The 16197-nt window shown below is 43.1% G+C and carries 12 protein-coding genes; all 12 read right to left on the reverse strand.

Annotated elements, in window-relative coordinates; genetic code table 11:
* Positions 1-21: 21 nt before the first annotated feature.
* The 12 genes from D081_RS06355 to D081_RS06415 all read right to left on the reverse strand — a co-directional run bounded on the left by D081_RS06355 (position 22) and on the right by D081_RS06415 (position 16099).
* Positions 22-597 carry a 5-formyltetrahydrofolate cyclo-ligase gene (locus tag D081_RS06355; RefSeq protein ID WP_158087579.1) on the reverse strand — a complete coding sequence of 192 codons (576 nt, stop codon included), beginning with the start codon at positions 595-597 and terminating at the stop codon, positions 22-24.
* Between the two features lie 14 nt (positions 598-611).
* Positions 612-950 (reverse strand): preprotein translocase subunit YajC, encoded by a 339-nt coding sequence (gene yajC / locus D081_RS06360; RefSeq protein ID WP_085023347.1) that lies wholly within the window; start codon positions 948-950, stop codon positions 612-614.
* Positions 951-962: 12 nt separating this feature from the next.
* Positions 963-2093, reverse strand: coding sequence for a tRNA guanosine(34) transglycosylase Tgt (gene tgt / locus D081_RS06365; RefSeq protein ID WP_085023348.1), 1131 nt, complete (start codon positions 2091-2093; stop codon positions 963-965).
* A gap of 167 nt (positions 2094-2260) precedes the next feature.
* Positions 2261-3460, reverse strand: coding sequence for an MFS transporter (locus tag D081_RS06370; protein WP_233127444.1), 1200 nt, complete (start codon positions 3458-3460; stop codon positions 2261-2263).
* A 20-nt stretch (positions 3461-3480) separates the two neighbouring features.
* Positions 3481-6903 (reverse strand): DNA polymerase III subunit alpha, encoded by a 3423-nt coding sequence (locus tag D081_RS06375; RefSeq protein ID WP_085023350.1) that lies wholly within the window; start codon positions 6901-6903, stop codon positions 3481-3483.
* 291 nt (positions 6904-7194) lie between these two features.
* Complete coding sequence (locus D081_RS06385; RefSeq protein WP_085023352.1) at positions 7195-8316, reverse strand: hypothetical protein; 1122 nt, start codon at positions 8314-8316, stop codon at positions 7195-7197.
* Positions 8317-8582: 266 nt separating this feature from the next.
* Positions 8583-9209, reverse strand: a complete 627-nt coding sequence (locus D081_RS06390) for a pentapeptide repeat-containing protein (RefSeq protein ID WP_085023353.1) — start codon at positions 9207-9209, stop codon at positions 8583-8585.
* Positions 9210-9309: 100 nt separating this feature from the next.
* On the reverse strand, positions 9310-10122 hold the full coding sequence (locus D081_RS06395) for an ADP-ribosylglycohydrolase family protein (RefSeq protein ID WP_085023354.1): 813 nt from the start codon (positions 10120-10122) through the stop codon (positions 9310-9312).
* On the reverse strand, positions 10123-11424 hold the full coding sequence (locus D081_RS06400) for a DnaA ATPase domain-containing protein (RefSeq protein WP_085023355.1): 1302 nt from the start codon (positions 11422-11424) through the stop codon (positions 10123-10125).
* Between the two features lie 3 nt (positions 11425-11427).
* Positions 11428-12702, reverse strand: coding sequence for an MBL fold metallo-hydrolase (locus D081_RS06405; protein ID WP_158087581.1), 1275 nt, complete (start codon positions 12700-12702; stop codon positions 11428-11430).
* Positions 12703-12835: 133 nt separating this feature from the next.
* Positions 12836-13840, reverse strand: coding sequence for a YafY family protein (locus D081_RS06410; protein WP_085023357.1), 1005 nt, complete (start codon positions 13838-13840; stop codon positions 12836-12838).
* A 204-nt stretch (positions 13841-14044) separates the two neighbouring features.
* Positions 14045-16099, reverse strand: a complete 2055-nt coding sequence (locus tag D081_RS06415) for an AAA family ATPase (RefSeq protein WP_158087582.1) — start codon at positions 16097-16099, stop codon at positions 14045-14047.
* Positions 16100-16197: the final 98 nt, after the last annotated feature.

The raw sequence follows: 16197 nt of genomic DNA on the forward strand, positions 1-16197 counted from the left end.
TTCATCCTTCTTTCAAGTATATTATTCGGAACATTTTATAATTCCATTATGTAATAGAAGATAATCCACGGGAATATCGTGGTCCATAACCTTGATCTCCTCCAGCACCTGACTCTCGTAGGCCACGGCCACCAGGGCCGCCTTGGGGATTTTTTCAAGGAATATGTCATAATATCCGCCGCCCATACCGATGCGATGACCCTTTCGATCAAAGGCCGTACCAGGCACCACCACAAAATCAATCTCCTGTGGGCTTACCTCCTGGTAGCTTTCCTCACTGACGCTGAGTATATCAAAGGCCCCCGGCGTCAGCTCACTCAAGGCACGAACTCTGGCCGCAGTCATAATCCGGCTTTGGGGCTCCGCAATATAGGGAATGCAGAGCTTTTTTCCGTCCCTTAGGACCTGCTCCATGATTTCCGTGGTATGGACTTCATCCTCCAGTGAAACATAACAAAAAACGCAGGATGCCTTTTTATATAGCTCAAAATCCTTCAATAATTCAGCTATGCAATGACTCTCCGCATCCCGCTGCTCATGGCTCATGGCCCGCCGTTTGGCTAAAGCATTCCGCCTGAGCTCTTTTTTTAATAACATGAGGTCATCACTCATTATTCTTTATCCTTTGCTTCCTCAGTGGTGGACTGAACAGGCTCACTGCTCTCCTTCAGCTCCTCCTCTGTAACAAAGGCAGTAGCTATCATTGGCTTGGCCACCTCAATAACTACACCCTCGGCAACCTCCAGCATAACAGTGGTCTCCTTTACCAGGTCCACCCTGCCGAAAATGCCGCCACGGGTAACAACCTTGGTTCCCCGCTTCAGCTTGGACACCATATCCTGCTGTCTCTCCTGCTGCTTCTTCTGTGGACGGTAAAGCAGTACATAAAACAGGATAACCATCAGGATTATAGGTGCTGCATTACCGAGACCAAAGAAATCTTCCCCCATTAAAATACCCCCTTAATCTGCTCTCTTGGCAGAATAATTATAAGAATCAAGGAAATTCCGGCGGAACTCGCCAAATCTGTCCTCAATAATTGACTGACGCATTTCATGCATAAATCTCTGCAGGAAGCGGAGATTGTGCAAAGAAAGAAGTCTCAGGCCGAATATCTCATTGGCTCTTACCAAATGACGGATATAGGCCCTGCTGAAGTTGCGGCAGGCATAGCAGTCACAGCCCTCCTCCAGCGGTCTGAAATCGCTGGTGAATTCAGCATTCTTCATTACCAGACGGCCATGCCAGGTCATGGCAGTACCATTTCTGGCCACTCTGGTCGGGAATACACAGTCAAACATATCAATACCGTGCATAACGCCCTCTACCAGACAGTCAGGAGTACCAACCCCCATGAGGTAACGTGGCTTGTCCTTTGGCAGCTGCTCAACTGTATGGTCAAGCATCTCATACATAAGCTCCTTAGGCTCGCCTACGCTGAGACCGCCAACGGCATAGCCCGGAAAATCCATCTCCACCAGCTCATTGACGCTGCGGGTACGGAGGTCCTTGTACATACCGCCCTGAACAATACCAAAGAGACCCTGATGCTCGCTGGTCATGACCTCCTTGCACCGCTGGGCCCAACGGGTTGTACGGGCTGTGGATGCCTTGGCATAGTCATAATCAGCCGGATATGGAATGCACTCGTCAAAGGCCATGACAATATCAGAACCCAAATCCATCTGAACCTTCATGGACACCTCTGGAGACAGGAACTTCTTGGAACCGTCAATATGTGAACGGAAGGTAACCCCCTCCTCGGTAATCTTGCGGAGATCACCTAGGCTGAACACCTGGAACCCGCCACTGTCGGTGAGAATAGCTCCATCCCAATTCATGAACTTATGAAGGCCGCCGGCCTCCCTTACCAGATCAGACCCAGGACGCAAAAACAGATGATAGGTGTTGCTGAGGATAATCCCCGCCCCCATATCATGAAGCTCCTCAGGAGATACGCCCTTTACGGACGCCTGAGTACCAACTGGCATAAATATTGGAGTAGGAAAGCTGCCATGAGGGGTGTGGATAATACCCGCACGAGCCCCCGTAGCCGGATCCTGCTTTATCAATTCGTAGGTTATAGCTGGCAAATAATCGCCTCGCTTTCATTAGTATTTATATAGGCATTTATACATACCCTAACTGAAATATCATAACATAAAAAGCCTGTTCTTTCAACAATGGCTAAAAGAACGAAACTACATGAAAAATCGGACTTCCACCGAAAGGCAGAGGTCCGATTTTGTATGCAATGATATCACACTTCTCTATATGGAGTGCGTACAATCATGAAAATGGCCAAAAAGACCGGAACAATGCTTATTAAAAGGGCTGTTTCCAGGCCGATATAATCACCCAGCACAGCAGTGACCGCCGCACCGATACTGCCAATACCGTAGCAAAGGCCCATCATCATGCCGCTGGCCACACCGATGAACTGAGGCATCAAGTGTCCCGTCCACACAATGGAGCTGGGCTGCGGTGCCATCAGCAATGCACCGGCAAAAAACAGGGCAATAATGGCCAATATGCTGGTATTAGGCATCAAGAAGAAATACACCACCGGAATAATGGCCAGCACCAGAGAATAGGCCATAACCTTCTTGTGGTTGGTTCTGTCCCCTATTTCACCGCCAAAAAGTCCACCAATGGCTGAACCTACCAAAAATACTCCCAAAAGAGTACCGGACATAACAGCAGATATACCCTTGCTCTGCATCAGCAAAGGCAAAAAGGTTACCACCGATACATGGGTCCAGCAGCGAAAGCCCATGGCCAGATTAAGCCGCACCACATCAATATTACGCAGGATACTCTTAAAGTCAGTTTCTACCGCTTCATCAGAAGGCTTGTCGCTTTTTGAAGGCAAATTCCACAAATTGGTGAAGATATAGGCCGCCGCCAGCAGCACCCCCGGAATAATCAGCACAGGCAGGCTCTCCAGCGGAAAGCGGTCCAAAAAGGCCACCACCAGCACCGGAGCCAGAGCAAAGCCGATATTGCCCCCGGCCACATAAATGGATACGGACCGGCCCATATTCATCTTACTGCTGACCTTACGCAAAAGTGAGGTCCCCAGAGGATGATAGGCAGATACCGCCACGCCCAAAAGGGCACACAGAAGGAAAAGCACCAGCTTGTTGGGGGCATAGCCCACAACGCACATAAAGACACCAGACAGGGCCACCGCATACACCATGCTTCGGCTGAAGTTATGCTTATCAAAGATATAGCCGAAGATTGGCTGCAGCAGATTGGCTGTTATGGACAGCACCATAACCAGCAGGCCGCACATGGTCAAGGACATATCCATCCTAACCATGATTATCGGCAGCAGCACCGGCAGAAAATTATTGTAAAAATCTATCATAAAATGACCGCCGGCCAGAAGCAATACTCCCGTCTTTGGCCCACATTTAATTTCGCCCATGTAAATAACCTCAACTTTCTCTAGCATTTATCTGGACTTATCAGAACCTATCTGGTCTTTACGCAATCATCACCCAAAATTTCCTTTAACAGTGACAAGGCTTCCTCGGAGCCATCTATCCACATAGACTGCTCCGTTTTAATAACCTTCTTGCGCGCAGAATAATAAATATATACAACGTGATCGCCCTGATGGGTAGTCAGCACATCCTTTACAGCCTTATACACTGCGTCATTTTCATGAGCCGCACTGATGGCCAGGTAAATATCCGGCTTATAATCCCTTAGCAGACAAACTCTGTCAGCCAATACCTTGATACCCTCATCAGTATAATTAACCTTGCCGCCGATCATGACTGCCGAATCAGGCTCCAATGCATTAACGCAACTATAGAACACCTTTGGGAATACCACCACCTCAATGGAATGGGAGAAATCCTCCACCTCCAGGAAGCACATGGTGTCACCCTTCTTGGTGGCAATACGCTTGGCACTAACTATCATGCCACCCAGCTTCACATTCTTGCCGTCCTTGACCTTTCCGGCCAAAATATTGCTTATACCGGTAAAGCCCTTGAGAGTATCACCATATTCATCCAAAGGATGGCCTGTAATGTAGAAGCCGGTGATTTCCTTCTCCCACATAAGCCGGGTACTGTTATCCACCTCAGGAATATCCTGCAGCTTCACCTCAGTTACAGTGTTCAGCTCCTCTTCGTCAAAGAGGCCCATCTGTCCGGTAGCCTTATCCTTCTGTGCCACCGTCGCAGCATCAACAGTCTGGGATAACACATCCAGCAGCTGGGACCGCCGAGCCCCAATGGAATCAAAGGCACCGCATTTAATCAGGCTTTCAATAACCCGCTTGTTAATGGTCCGCATATCTATCCGGCTGCAGAAATCCATCAATGACGTAAAAGGACCACCATTGTTGCGTTCCACTTCCAGATTAATAAGGGCCGCCTCACCAACGTTCTTTACCGCTGCCAAGCCAAAGCGAATAGCTGAGCCATCAACGCTAAAGTTGGTGGAGCTGGCATTTATATCCGGTGGCAGCACAGCAATGCCCATGCGCCGGCACTGCTCAATATAAACACTGACCTTGTCGGTGGTATTCATAACACTGGTCAGCATGGCCGCCATAAATTCCTCAGGATAATTGGCCTTTAGATAAGCTGTCTGCCAGGCCACATAAGCATAAGCCGCACTATGGGATTTATTAAAGCCATAGTCAGCAAAATGAGTCAGCAAGTCAAATATCTTATTGGCCAGCTCCCCATCAATGCCATTCTGCTCACAGCCCTTTAAGAAATTTTCCTTCTGGGCCATCAGAATGGCCGCCTTTTTCTTACCCATGGCACGGCGCAGCAAATCCGCTTGTCCCAAGGTAAAGCCAGCCAGCACCTGCACTATCTGCATAACCTGTTCCTGATAGAGCACCACGCCAAAGGTTTCTTTCAGAATAGGCTCCAACAGTGGGTGCATATAGGTTACTTCCTTGGTGCCATGACGACCAGCAATAAAGTCATCCACCATGCCGCTGCCCAGTGGACCCGGGCGGTACAGGGCCACCAAAGGAATAAGGTCTGTAAAGCCTTCCGGCCGCAGTTCCTTAATTATATTGGTCATGCCGCTGGATTCCATCTGGAACACCGCGCTGGTATAACCGTTGCAGAGAAGCTCCGAGGTCTTTTTGTCCACCAATGGAATAGTGCGCAAATCAACATCAAGGCCCCGATTTTTCTTGATATTCTTAATGGCATCATCCAGCACCGTAAGAGTACGCAGCCCCAGAAAATCCATTTTTAACAGGCCCAACTCCTCCACATGGTCCTTAGGATACTGGGTTACCAAAGTGCCGTCAGATACCATTACCGGCAAATAATCAGTCAAAGGATTGCGGGCTATCACTATACCCGCCGCATGGGTGGAAGAATGACGTGGCAGTCCCTCTACCCCCATGGCATAATCCAGCAAACGATGCACTTCAGGAGATTCCTCATAAAGAGTCCGCAGCTCCTTGGTGCTGTCAATGGCCTTCTGAATGGTTATGCCCAATTCTTCCGGTACCAGCTTGCTTACCCGCAATACGTCACTATATGACATATCAAGGGCCCGGCCCACATCCTGAATAGCACCCTTGGCCGCCAAGGTACCAAAGGTGGCAATCTGGGCCACATGGTCCTCACCATAGCGACGTTTTACATAATCAATAACCTCTTCACGACGGACATAACAAAAATCCACGTCGATATCCGGCATGGTTACGCGCTCAGGGTTCAAAAAACGCTCAAAGAGCAAGGAATATTTTAATGGGTCAATATCCGTAATTCCCAGTAAATAAGCTACAATACTGCCAGCCGCCGAACCACGCCCCGGGCCCACCGGAATCTGTTGGCTGCGGGCATAATTTATAAAGTCCCATACAATAAGGAAATAGCTGTCAAAGCCCATGGTGTGAATAACACCCAGCTCATACTCCAGCCGATCCCGCACCTCTTTGGTTTCCTCCGGATAATGGGAAGACAGATTGTCCTCACAGAGCTTTCTAAGATACTGCTCATCCGTCATCCCCTCCGGCAATGGGAACCGTGGCAAATGGCGGCTCTCAAAATCAAATTCAACGTGACAACGCTCTGCTATTTTAACAGTATTGGAAAGAGCCTCCGGATACTCCGGAAACAGCTGGGCCATTTCTTCCGGACTCTTCAAATAAAAGTCGCTGCCAAAAAACTTCATCCTGCCTGGATCATCCACGGTTTTCTTCATCTGAATGCATAAAAGAATATCATGATACTCACTGGCCTCACGGGTCAGATAATGAGCATCATTGGTGGCTACCAGGCCAACGCCGTATTTACGGGCCAGCTCAACAAGACCTTCATTGGCCTTATGCTCCTGCTCCATGCCATGGTCCTGAATCTCAATAAAGAAATTCTCCTTGCCAAAAATATCCAAATAATCCTGAAGGGACTTTTCCGCTCTACTCATGTCCCCACGCAGAATCCAGGCGGGAATTTCCCCGGCGATGCAGGCACTGAGACAGATAATTCCCTCATGATACTCCCGCAGCAGCTCCTTGTCTATACGAGGCTTATAGTACATACCCTCAATGTTGGCCTTGGACACCAGCTGCACCAGATTCTTGTATCCAGTCTGATTTTCCGCCAGCAAAATCAGGTGATAATACTTGGTACCATCTACCTCAAAGGTCTCCCGACGGTCCCGGGGAGCCACATAGACCTCACAGCCAATAACAGGATTAATCCCTTCAGCCTTGGCCGCCTTATAAAAATCGATAACACCAAACATATTGCCATGGTCAGTAATGGCCAGGTGCTTCATCCCCAGCTCCTTGGCCCGCTTCACCAACGGCTTTATCCTATTAGCACCATCCAGCAAACTGTACTCTGTGTGTACATGTAAGTGGGCAAAATCTATATTATTGTTCTCAAGCATACTTTCTTCCATGCTTAATCCTCCACTATTTACTCATCTTATTATTATACCCTATATGTAGATATTTTGCCCTCATTATTTATAATCTTAAAAGCTAATACACCAGTGCCCCTGCCCCTGAACGCACTATCTTATTTTGTTTACATAATAACAAAGGGCATGTGCAATATACTGCACATACCCAAATTGAATCTAATCTTTTTAATTTTGAATACATCAATATTCTTTATATGTTGGCTGCTCAGAAATACAGTTTTATTTCGTACAAATACCAAACATGCCACGACAACTGTATTAATTCTATTAAAATATACAAACAAGTGGATTATCCTCGTCAGGATCTACAAAAGCAATATTGAAAATGTATTCCTCTCCTCTAACTTTTTCCTTAATACAAATCTTTCTTCTAGTATCGTCTTTGATAAATTCTTTAAAACTATCTTTTTCATTTAAAATGCCTTCTATCTGTGATGGATTTAACATATTCTCCAATGAATAATCACTATCATACAGATACTTGTAAAAAGATCTTTTCATCGATTTTACTTCGGATTTAGTATCTTTATCGCCATCCAATGATGGTGTATAAGAGTAACTGACAATATAAATTTGTGGCTTATCTGATATCATATCCACAGTATTTACACCATATAGCGGGTTTTGGGGATCAATTATCCCTAATTCAATATTTGATTTAATCATTTCAACCAATTCATGTCTCAACTGATTGGTATATGAAGCAGTATTATATAAATACCGTAGAAAATCAGCAATATGACTTACAACACCACTTCCATATTTGACTTTTCGATGCTTAGCAATGTAAAGATTTTTACTCAATTCCTCATATTCTTCTTTTTTTTCTCCATAAGTTTTTCCGTTCAGCCCTTTAAAGCTTCTATTCGTTACCTTTAACTCAATAAGTGCAACATCATGTTTCCTCTCTTTATTCAATTTACGATTTATAGCAATCATATCGAATCGTCCACAAGGATTAGTTTTATCAATGTATTCCATGTCAATGTAATACCAATCATCCAAAACCTGGTTCGCGCCATTCATAAGCCATTGCTGACATATTTTTTCCCGTCTTTTTTTCCGATCGTGTCCTCCAGAAACATGCTTTTTGATTTGCCTACATATAGTCTCAAATGAATCCTGTAAAACATCAAATGTCATTTCTTTTTTAGAATCATCATCTTCAACATAATAACGATCCGTCTCGTAAATTGTATTTCCTTCCTTTTCGGTAAGTTTAAATGCACACATCCCCTTGTAATATAACTCTAGATAATCTCTTCTAAATCCAACAAAAAACACCCTGTTTCCTTGCTCGTCTGTCTCAAAACACTTTTTTACAAGATATTTGTATTCATCTATATGATTGTTTTTAAGATTATCCAATAGTTTTTCGCAAGACCTCATTAAATACCCCTCCTAAATTACTGATTACTAAATACATCTACAATTGTATATTCTACAGTCACTACTCATTTCCTTTTTTCTAAAACCAATCATGAAACGGTGCATCATCATCCCAGAACAGCAGCCAGAACAGCACTATCTCCCCCAATGAGGCTGAGCGTAAACCGGACCAAAGAAGCCAAACACATAAAACCGACAATGCCAGCCAAATTATTAATATCAGCAATAACATTTCATCCATCTCCTAACACCCGGTCATTATCATCCTAGTTATCTTCCATCTTCATCATTGCTTCACACATATCGACAACAACCAAGAATTCCTGCCTATACTGACCTTCAGGATACTCTTCATCAATATGTTGTTTGAATTCTTCAAGTGTTCCTTCCCAATCGCTTGTAAGCCAATCGCGCCTGATTAAATTGTCATCAATGTAGCATACAACATATTCTTTTTGACTTCCTACCGGACCGACCTGCAAAATCCTGGATGGCAGTTTAGCTGCGGTTAAATTGGTTCCATTTAATAAAGCACCACGCAGGTCAGTATTGCTCAGGTTGGCATCATGCAGATTAGCCCCATCAAAAACAGTATTACAAAGGGTCGCCCCCTGAAGATTGGCCGACCACATTTCGGCCCTATTCAGGATACTTTCACTCAAATTGGCTCCACGCAAATCAGCTTTATCCAGGAAACAAAAACTCAAATCTGCTCCACTCAGATTAGCCCCCTGCAGATTGGCCCCCCTCAGGTCAGCATAACACAAATCAAATCCACACAAGTCTGCTTCACTCAGGTCAGCTCCAGAAAGGTCAGCTTTTTCTCCACCAATTTCACCTATAAGCCATTTTTCATGACGTTCTAAAATCTCCTGCAGTTTATCCTTATCCATAGAAATTTCCCCTTTCCCAAAACCATGACATTCACTTTTGTTTTTATAATATCAAAGGGCATGTACAAAATATTGCACATGCCCAATTTAAATATATCTATTATTTTGCTCCAATTTTATATTGCTCAAAATCTGTCATTATACCGAGAAATTCTTCTGGCAGTCTGCTTTCACATTCCTTTTTCATTTCATCAGGGACGCCATACATTGCTTCGCCTACCGAACCCGCTATACAGGTCAGCGTATCACAATCACCACCAAGGGATACGGCATTTCTAATAACATCCTCAAAATCCGTCCCTTCAAAAAATGCCGTCAGTGCTTCCGGGACAGTTTCCTGACAGCTTTCCACATGATGATATGTCGGCCGGATATCATCAAGGGTGCGTGAAAAAACATAGCCATAGTTTTCAACAATATACTTCTTTATTTCACCCTTGCTGCTGCCTGTACGAGCCATATATATTGCTGACGCTATGGACTCAGCCCCCTTTATTCCTTCTGGATGGTTGTGGGATATTTCAGCAGACCATCTTGCCACTTCTTTTGTCATCTCCAATGAGTCAAAGGACCAACCAATGGCAGAAACCCGCATGGCAGCTCCATTCCCAAAGCTGTTATAAGGCTGAGGATTTGGTAATCTTAACCACCTTGCAAACATACCCCCATAATCCCTGACAGCATATCTGTTGCCAATATCCTGCATACACGTAATAAATGCTTTTTTCATTGTTACTTCGTCCGAATCAGTTCCCACTGTCATTATCCCCTTGGCTATTGCCAGGGTCATTGCCGTATCATCTGTGTATCTGACCAGCTTCCGGGGATCAAACAGAATAAAGTCCTTTGATTTATTCCCCCGATCAAACTCATAAGGTGCGCCTATCATATCACCTAATATTGCTCCATACATTTACCTTTTCTCCCCCCATATATCCTGAACATTGTTGTCCAGTTTCTCTTTCAGCCTGTACCTGTTCATATTCACTACCACTCCACCAGAAAATCTGGAACGAAGTTCTTCTAACAATCCTCTTGACTTATAAGGTGGACAATCTCCAGAAATAACTATCTGATTATTTGCGTCCATCACAGCATCAAAGATATTGCGTAATCCTTCCTGAATTGGCAGTCTACGACTGCATAACTGAATATCATCCAGAAGTAAAAGGTCCGCATTTCTATACTTTTTTAAAAATATTTCTATTTTATTATCACGAACAGAACCAATTAATTCCTCTGTAAATTCCCCTCCAGTGGTATAAACTACTGCTTTCTCTGGATTATTCTTCTTGAACTCATCACCAATATCATGCAATAAATGTGTCTTACCTGCACCTGTATCTCCGTACAAATAAACCGGATTATATTTTCCTCCAGGATTAGCAACCACCTCAGAGATTAAGAAATGTGCAAAGTTTGAAGTTTTATCTTCGTTTATTTCATTTTTTGTGTCAACTTGTGGTATAACATTTCCGCTGGAATTAGCTAAAAATCCTTGCAATGCCTTAGCCGCCAGATCAGTTGTTATATCAGATTGCAGCAACTCAGCATAGCCCATCACTGTTTCTAAGACACCATTTAATTCTCGCATATTACTGTCTATATTGTTAGCAAGATACTGAATAACATCATCACCTACATTGATATTTTTTATTTCAGCCTTGCCTTTTAAAAAGGCAATCCTTGTTTCCAAATCTGGCTTGTGAATCACTGCTATTGACTTACTGGACAATTTGATATGTAGATTTTTCTCCAACCATTTTTTCTCATCATACTTTTTGCCAATCATATTATGTGGGCAATTACCAGAAAAAACTATCCGACCATTCGCTTTCTTCATCTCATTAAGGATAAGTAATAGTTCTTTCGTAGTCCTTTGGCGATAAACTAACGATTGAATTTCATCCATAAGTAAAAGGCTTACATTGCTGTACTTTAGCCTAAACTTATCCATATTGTTGTCTCTCAAAGCGTTAACCATTTCTTCTGTAAATTGCTGTACAGTTGTATAAATCACTTTATTATCTGGATTCTTTTTTATGAACTCATTGCCTATAGCACGCAATAAATGAGTCTTACCAACGCCTATACCACCGTACAAATAAATTGGATTATGTTTTATGTCTGGATTAGTGGCCATATCAAAAGCTAATGAATATGCCATGCGATTAGAGCTGCCAACAGTAAATTGATCAAATACATATTTTGTCATTTGTTAATCCTCCTGTAACTTCGACTTTAGCTCTTCGGAAATGTTCAACGCCCTAAAGCCAGCGACGTTTTCCGTATGTATCGGCCAGATTTTGTGGGTGGGATTCACCTTGTTTATTACCTGCTCGATTAGCTCAGTGAAGGCGTGTCCGCTGGTGTGCTTGGAAAAAGCGTTATATTTCTTGCAAAATGCAGCCAGCTTTTCATCATAAGCCTGATTCTCCGGATTCAAATAGCCATCCCACATGGAATAAATCAATTCCGGCTTAGTGTCCGAAAGCTCATCCATAACCCGCTCATAATGCTCTGCTTCCCTGACTACTGCCACAAAGCCCTTTTTCCGCATTTCTCTTATGATGTTTAGGGCCTGTGTGTTATCCGCTCCTTCTTTGTCAGATATAAACGGTAATGGCTGTACATTGTAGAAATTATACATGGAAGTGTGCCATCTTTTGCCGGCCTGTCTATATACTTTAAACTGCTGCAAAATATACTTGTTGGCATACATTTTTATCCCATTTTTCCTGGCAGCCTGATAAAAGCTGGCCAGACTGTCTGCATTGGTGGAAGAAATCCTGAGAAAAATATGTCTATGTTCCTTGAAATACTCAGTGGCCCAAGCCATAAGGTCTTTCTCTGAAAAACGCTTTTCCTGGGACCGTTCCCCCATCATTGTGCCTTCAATAATAAGGTCATCCACACGTCTGCCATCCTTCAGGATATGTTTTTCTATAACCTCCAAAATGATATTTCTGTCCCCATTTTTGCCCTTCTTATGTCCACGATGGCCATGGTCCCGAAAATCCCCTGTGTACAGGATATTCCTTCCATCAGCTTCCACAAGATACATAAGGGCATCATAAGCGGAATGATCCACTGCAAAGCCGGTTACCACCACATCGTCATTTATTGCAATAGACTCGTTGACTTCTACAAATTTAATCGTCCCCTTGGTCAGCCGTGCTTTCATTGAATTAACTGTATCCCAGTCATGAAGTGCTTTACGGATATTAAGCAAAACCTTAAAGGTAATCCTTCCCATATACATGATCACATCATCAGGAATCTCCATAAAACGGCCAATATGGTCCCCATGATAATGAGTGAAGAATACAGCATCCACCCTTTCCTTGTCCCAGTCATACTTTATGTTGGTGGTGTCCTTTGCTCCAGGCAGACTCAGTCCAAAATCTATCAGTATTTTTGTTTTTTCTGTTGCAAGCTCCGTGACACAGCCACCTATTCTGTCCTCGTTATATATTTTGATGCTGCAAGCCATTTGTTTTCCCCCTTCGTTTTTTTGGCTTTTCATGGATGTCCACTGAAAAGCACATCTATTATGTTGAGCTTAGTCTAACACAATAGATGTGCAATATTTTGTACACGGAGTGATTATTATTAATTTTTAAAAATTATTTGCAGTATTTTTGCCACATATTTTCCACATCTTTCCGAAGCTGATCGCGCAATTCCTTTGGCCTCAACACCTCAACATTTGGCCCGTATTGCAAAGCCCAATACCTGATGGCACTTTCGTTACACTTTACCCGGATAACAATATAGTCTTCCTTCTCTTCTTCGATGGTAAAATCCTTACCGAACCAGTCAACCAAATCTCCCATCCTGTTCGGTTGGGTCTTTATCCATACCGGAACAGTTTCACCACTGAACATATAAATGTGTTCCGCCATGTGTTTAGGCAAATCCAATTTTTTACCATGAGCCAACTCTGGTATTTCTTCTTCCTTTTTTCTTGACGCAGCAAGGATTTCTATCTTCGTCATTTTATCAATGCGCAGATGAATAAGATTATCATGCCCATCCATATTACCAATAAGATAAAAGCGGCCGTTATTTGCTACCATCTGATATGGGTTAACTACATAAGGCTCGTTCTTCTTCGGATGCAGCTTTTTATCAAGGCCCATTTCATTGAAAATAAACTGGATTTTCTTCTCTTGTTCAATGGCTGCATTTATCACATCCACCACCTGGGCGACTGCTTCATTATCCGTATGACTAAGGGATGGAAGATTACATACATGGGTCACTTTTTTCTCGAAATTTTTACTGGCAAATCTCTGGAGTTTTTTTATTAAAGCCTTAGCCTGCTGCTGAGAAATGGTTTTTGAAAACAACACACTATCCACCAGCATTCTGAGCTCCCACTCCTCAAAGGTCCGTTGGAGCCAGTATCCTTTTCCGCTTATATGCACAATCTTCCGATCAAATGGGTCAAAATAATCATTTAAATCATCCAAAACCCGGCCTACTGTACGCCGGTCACAAATAATACCATATTCACTTTGCAATTTTTCTATTATATCGCATTGTCTCAGCTGGGTATTCCTATCTGTGTATTTTTGCAATATATCCAAAATATACAGATTAATAAGTCTTTTATTTCCTGTTTCCATACTATCCCCTGCCTTTAGTTAATAAAATCCATTTCATAACGGTTAAATATTTATTATCTTTATATTATCATTGCAGCTAAGTCTTGAAAATACCACTATTAGTAAAAATTTGACCACCATAAAAACGGCCCACCAGAGTGATTCATAACACACTCCAATGGGCCATCAATTCATTTACCTATGCAAATCAGCCACCTTCCTATATCACACAAACCCGATTGCAGTCTTAGGCTTTTTGTACATCTTTTCTGCATTTACAGAAAAATCATCTGCCATAAGAGATGTTAGATCCTTACGGCTGATCTTTTTGCCATTGGACTCCTTTATAAGTCTGTCTGACTGCTTCATCATGGCCTGTTCCAAGAGATTTCTGGCAAAGCGCCCATTGCCAAATTCCGATTGTCCGCAGGCACATTTAAATATATCCAGGCACTTTTCCCGTACCTCATCATTAATTTCATACCCCTTGTTTTTTACCATAAGCTCAAGAATTTGAAGCATCTCCTCGGCATTATAGTCAGGAAAATCCAAATGAAAAGCAATACGGCTTCTCAGCCCTTCATTTTCCGCCAAAAACTGTTCCATTCTATCAGGATACCCGGCAAAAATAACAATGACGTCATCCCGTCTATTCTCCATTTCCTGCACAATAGTATTAATGGCCTCCGCCCCAAAGGAATTTGTATAATTATCTACCAATGCATAGGCCTCATCAATGAATAATATACCTCCCTTGGCTTCACGGAACTTTTTCTGCACTATCTGAGCTGTCCACCCCACATATTTACCTACAAGATCCGCACGACCGCACTCCACAAAATGCCCCGTCTCCAATACACCTTCCTGCTTCAGGATTTCCGCCATAAGGCGGGCAATCGTAGTTTTGGCACTGCCCGGATTGCCGGTAAAAATCATGTGCTGGGATACTTTGTAGTTATCCAGCCCCAGCTTGCTTCTGGACTGTCTGATTTTGGCAGTATTAATAATCTGGTCCACCAATGCTTTTATATCCGCAAGCCCCACCATATTCTGCAGTTCCTCATAAGGCTTGTTTTCTTTCTTCTTTTCCCTAACAGCAACCTTCTCCACTGATTTGTATGCCTTGTAGGCCTTGCTCTTCAGCCCATTGCTAAACCATTTATTATAAGTTTTGTATACTTCAGTTGCCGTAAAGGTCTTGGTTTTGGTCGGTAAAGCCTTTTCCAGTTCCCCACGGGAAGCCTTGAATTGTGATTTCTTCGTCAGCTTTTCCAAGTAATTAACTGCCTGCTCCTTGTCTCCCCTTCCTTCACAGATTTCTATCAGGTGTATATCATCCTGTACAGCTGCAATAAGGCCTTTACTAAACCCAGGATTTTCCGAAAGCTGCACAAAAAAGCAAAGTGTATACATCTGGTTATCTACCACTGTCTTTGCAATAAAATCTACAACCTCCCGATATGCAGAAGCGTACACTCCGTGGTCTTCATCAGTACCACTCATATCAATCGCCACAGCCGATCCCCTGCCCAATTCAAACATTTGCTGGAAATCTTCATCACCGGAGCAATGCTCACTAATTTTATTAACGTAGCTTACCCGTCCTCCCAAAAGTCGGTTATTTGCCTTCAATGCAAAAACAAGCAGGCTAATAATATCATTGGCAGCCTGTACCGTTCCTGCCGTGATAACATAATGTACAGGATTACCATAATATTTCTTTTCATTCTGGCTGGAATAAATTCTGTCAATCTCCTCCAACAGGCTTTTGTCAGCCATAATATCATCAGCAAAAGATTTAAGTTTCCTTTTGGTGATGTCCTCCTGCTCATATACCCGTTCCTGAACCTGAAACCTTCTGTTTTCAAGATAATCCAGTCCCAGCTTGTTTGCTATATTCCATCCACTATAAAAGTCCCTGTCATTGGCCTTATCAAGAAGTTTATTAAATTCTTTTGCAGAAATTTCGCGGATATTTTCCACTGCCACATTTTTAACGGCATAATTATCCAAAAAATGATTCTTAATCCACTTCTCACAGTCTTTTAAAGTAACCTTTTCCAAATTGCAGGCAAAAACCATCTCCCAGTGTCCATATTCACCATTTACGGCAGCGACACTCAGGTTGTCATCCAAGCCGCAGCGAACCCCAAGGCCATCGTTGGCGTCATTAATAATCCGGCAAATTCTTTTATCATCAATTGCAGGATTCAGGGTTTCCTTATCGTTCTTTTGAGTCCGCAGAGATTCATATCTCAATTCAGCTTTGTAAATAATCATATTGCCCGCCTCCATCTAATAGCAGCCATATTTTCAAATATCCTCTTTTTCTTTTGTCTGTATTCTACAATATTGGATGTACAATATTTTGTACATCG

Origin of the sequence: Anaerovibrio sp. JC8 (assembly GCF_002100115.1) — a bacterium.
GTDB lineage: Bacteria > Bacillota > Negativicutes > Selenomonadales > Selenomonadaceae > Anaerovibrio.

Excerpts from the sequence above, each read along its gene's own strand:
- D081_RS06395 (WP_085023354.1), bottom strand. The coding sequence starts at position 10,122 with ATGTATGGAGCAATATTAGGTGATATGATAGGCGCACCTTATGAGTTT.
- D081_RS06400 (WP_085023355.1), bottom strand. The coding sequence starts at position 11,424 with ATGACAAAATATGTATTTGATCAATTTACTGTTGGCAGCTCTAATCGC.
- D081_RS06405 (WP_158087581.1), bottom strand. The coding sequence starts at position 12,702 with ATGGCTTGCAGCATCAAAATATATAACGAGGACAGAATAGGTGGCTGT.
- D081_RS06355 (WP_158087579.1), bottom strand. The coding sequence starts at position 597 with ATGTTATTAAAAAAAGAGCTCAGGCGGAATGCTTTAGCCAAACGGCGG.
- D081_RS06370 (WP_233127444.1), bottom strand. The coding sequence starts at position 3,460 with ATGCTAGAGAAAGTTGAGGTTATTTACATGGGCGAAATTAAATGTGGG.
- D081_RS06390 (WP_085023353.1), bottom strand. The coding sequence starts at position 9,209 with ATGGATAAGGATAAACTGCAGGAGATTTTAGAACGTCATGAAAAATGG.
- D081_RS06415 (WP_158087582.1), bottom strand. The coding sequence starts at position 16,099 with ATGATTATTTACAAAGCTGAATTGAGATATGAATCTCTGCGGACTCAA.
- D081_RS06410 (WP_085023357.1), bottom strand. The coding sequence starts at position 13,840 with ATGGAAACAGGAAATAAAAGACTTATTAATCTGTATATTTTGGATATA.
- D081_RS06385 (WP_085023352.1), bottom strand. The coding sequence starts at position 8,316 with ATGAGGTCTTGCGAAAAACTATTGGATAATCTTAAAAACAATCATATA.
- D081_RS06375 (WP_085023350.1), bottom strand. The coding sequence starts at position 6,903 with ATGGAAGAAAGTATGCTTGAGAACAATAATATAGATTTTGCCCACTTA.
- yajC (WP_085023347.1), bottom strand. The coding sequence starts at position 950 with ATGGGGGAAGATTTCTTTGGTCTCGGTAATGCAGCACCTATAATCCTG.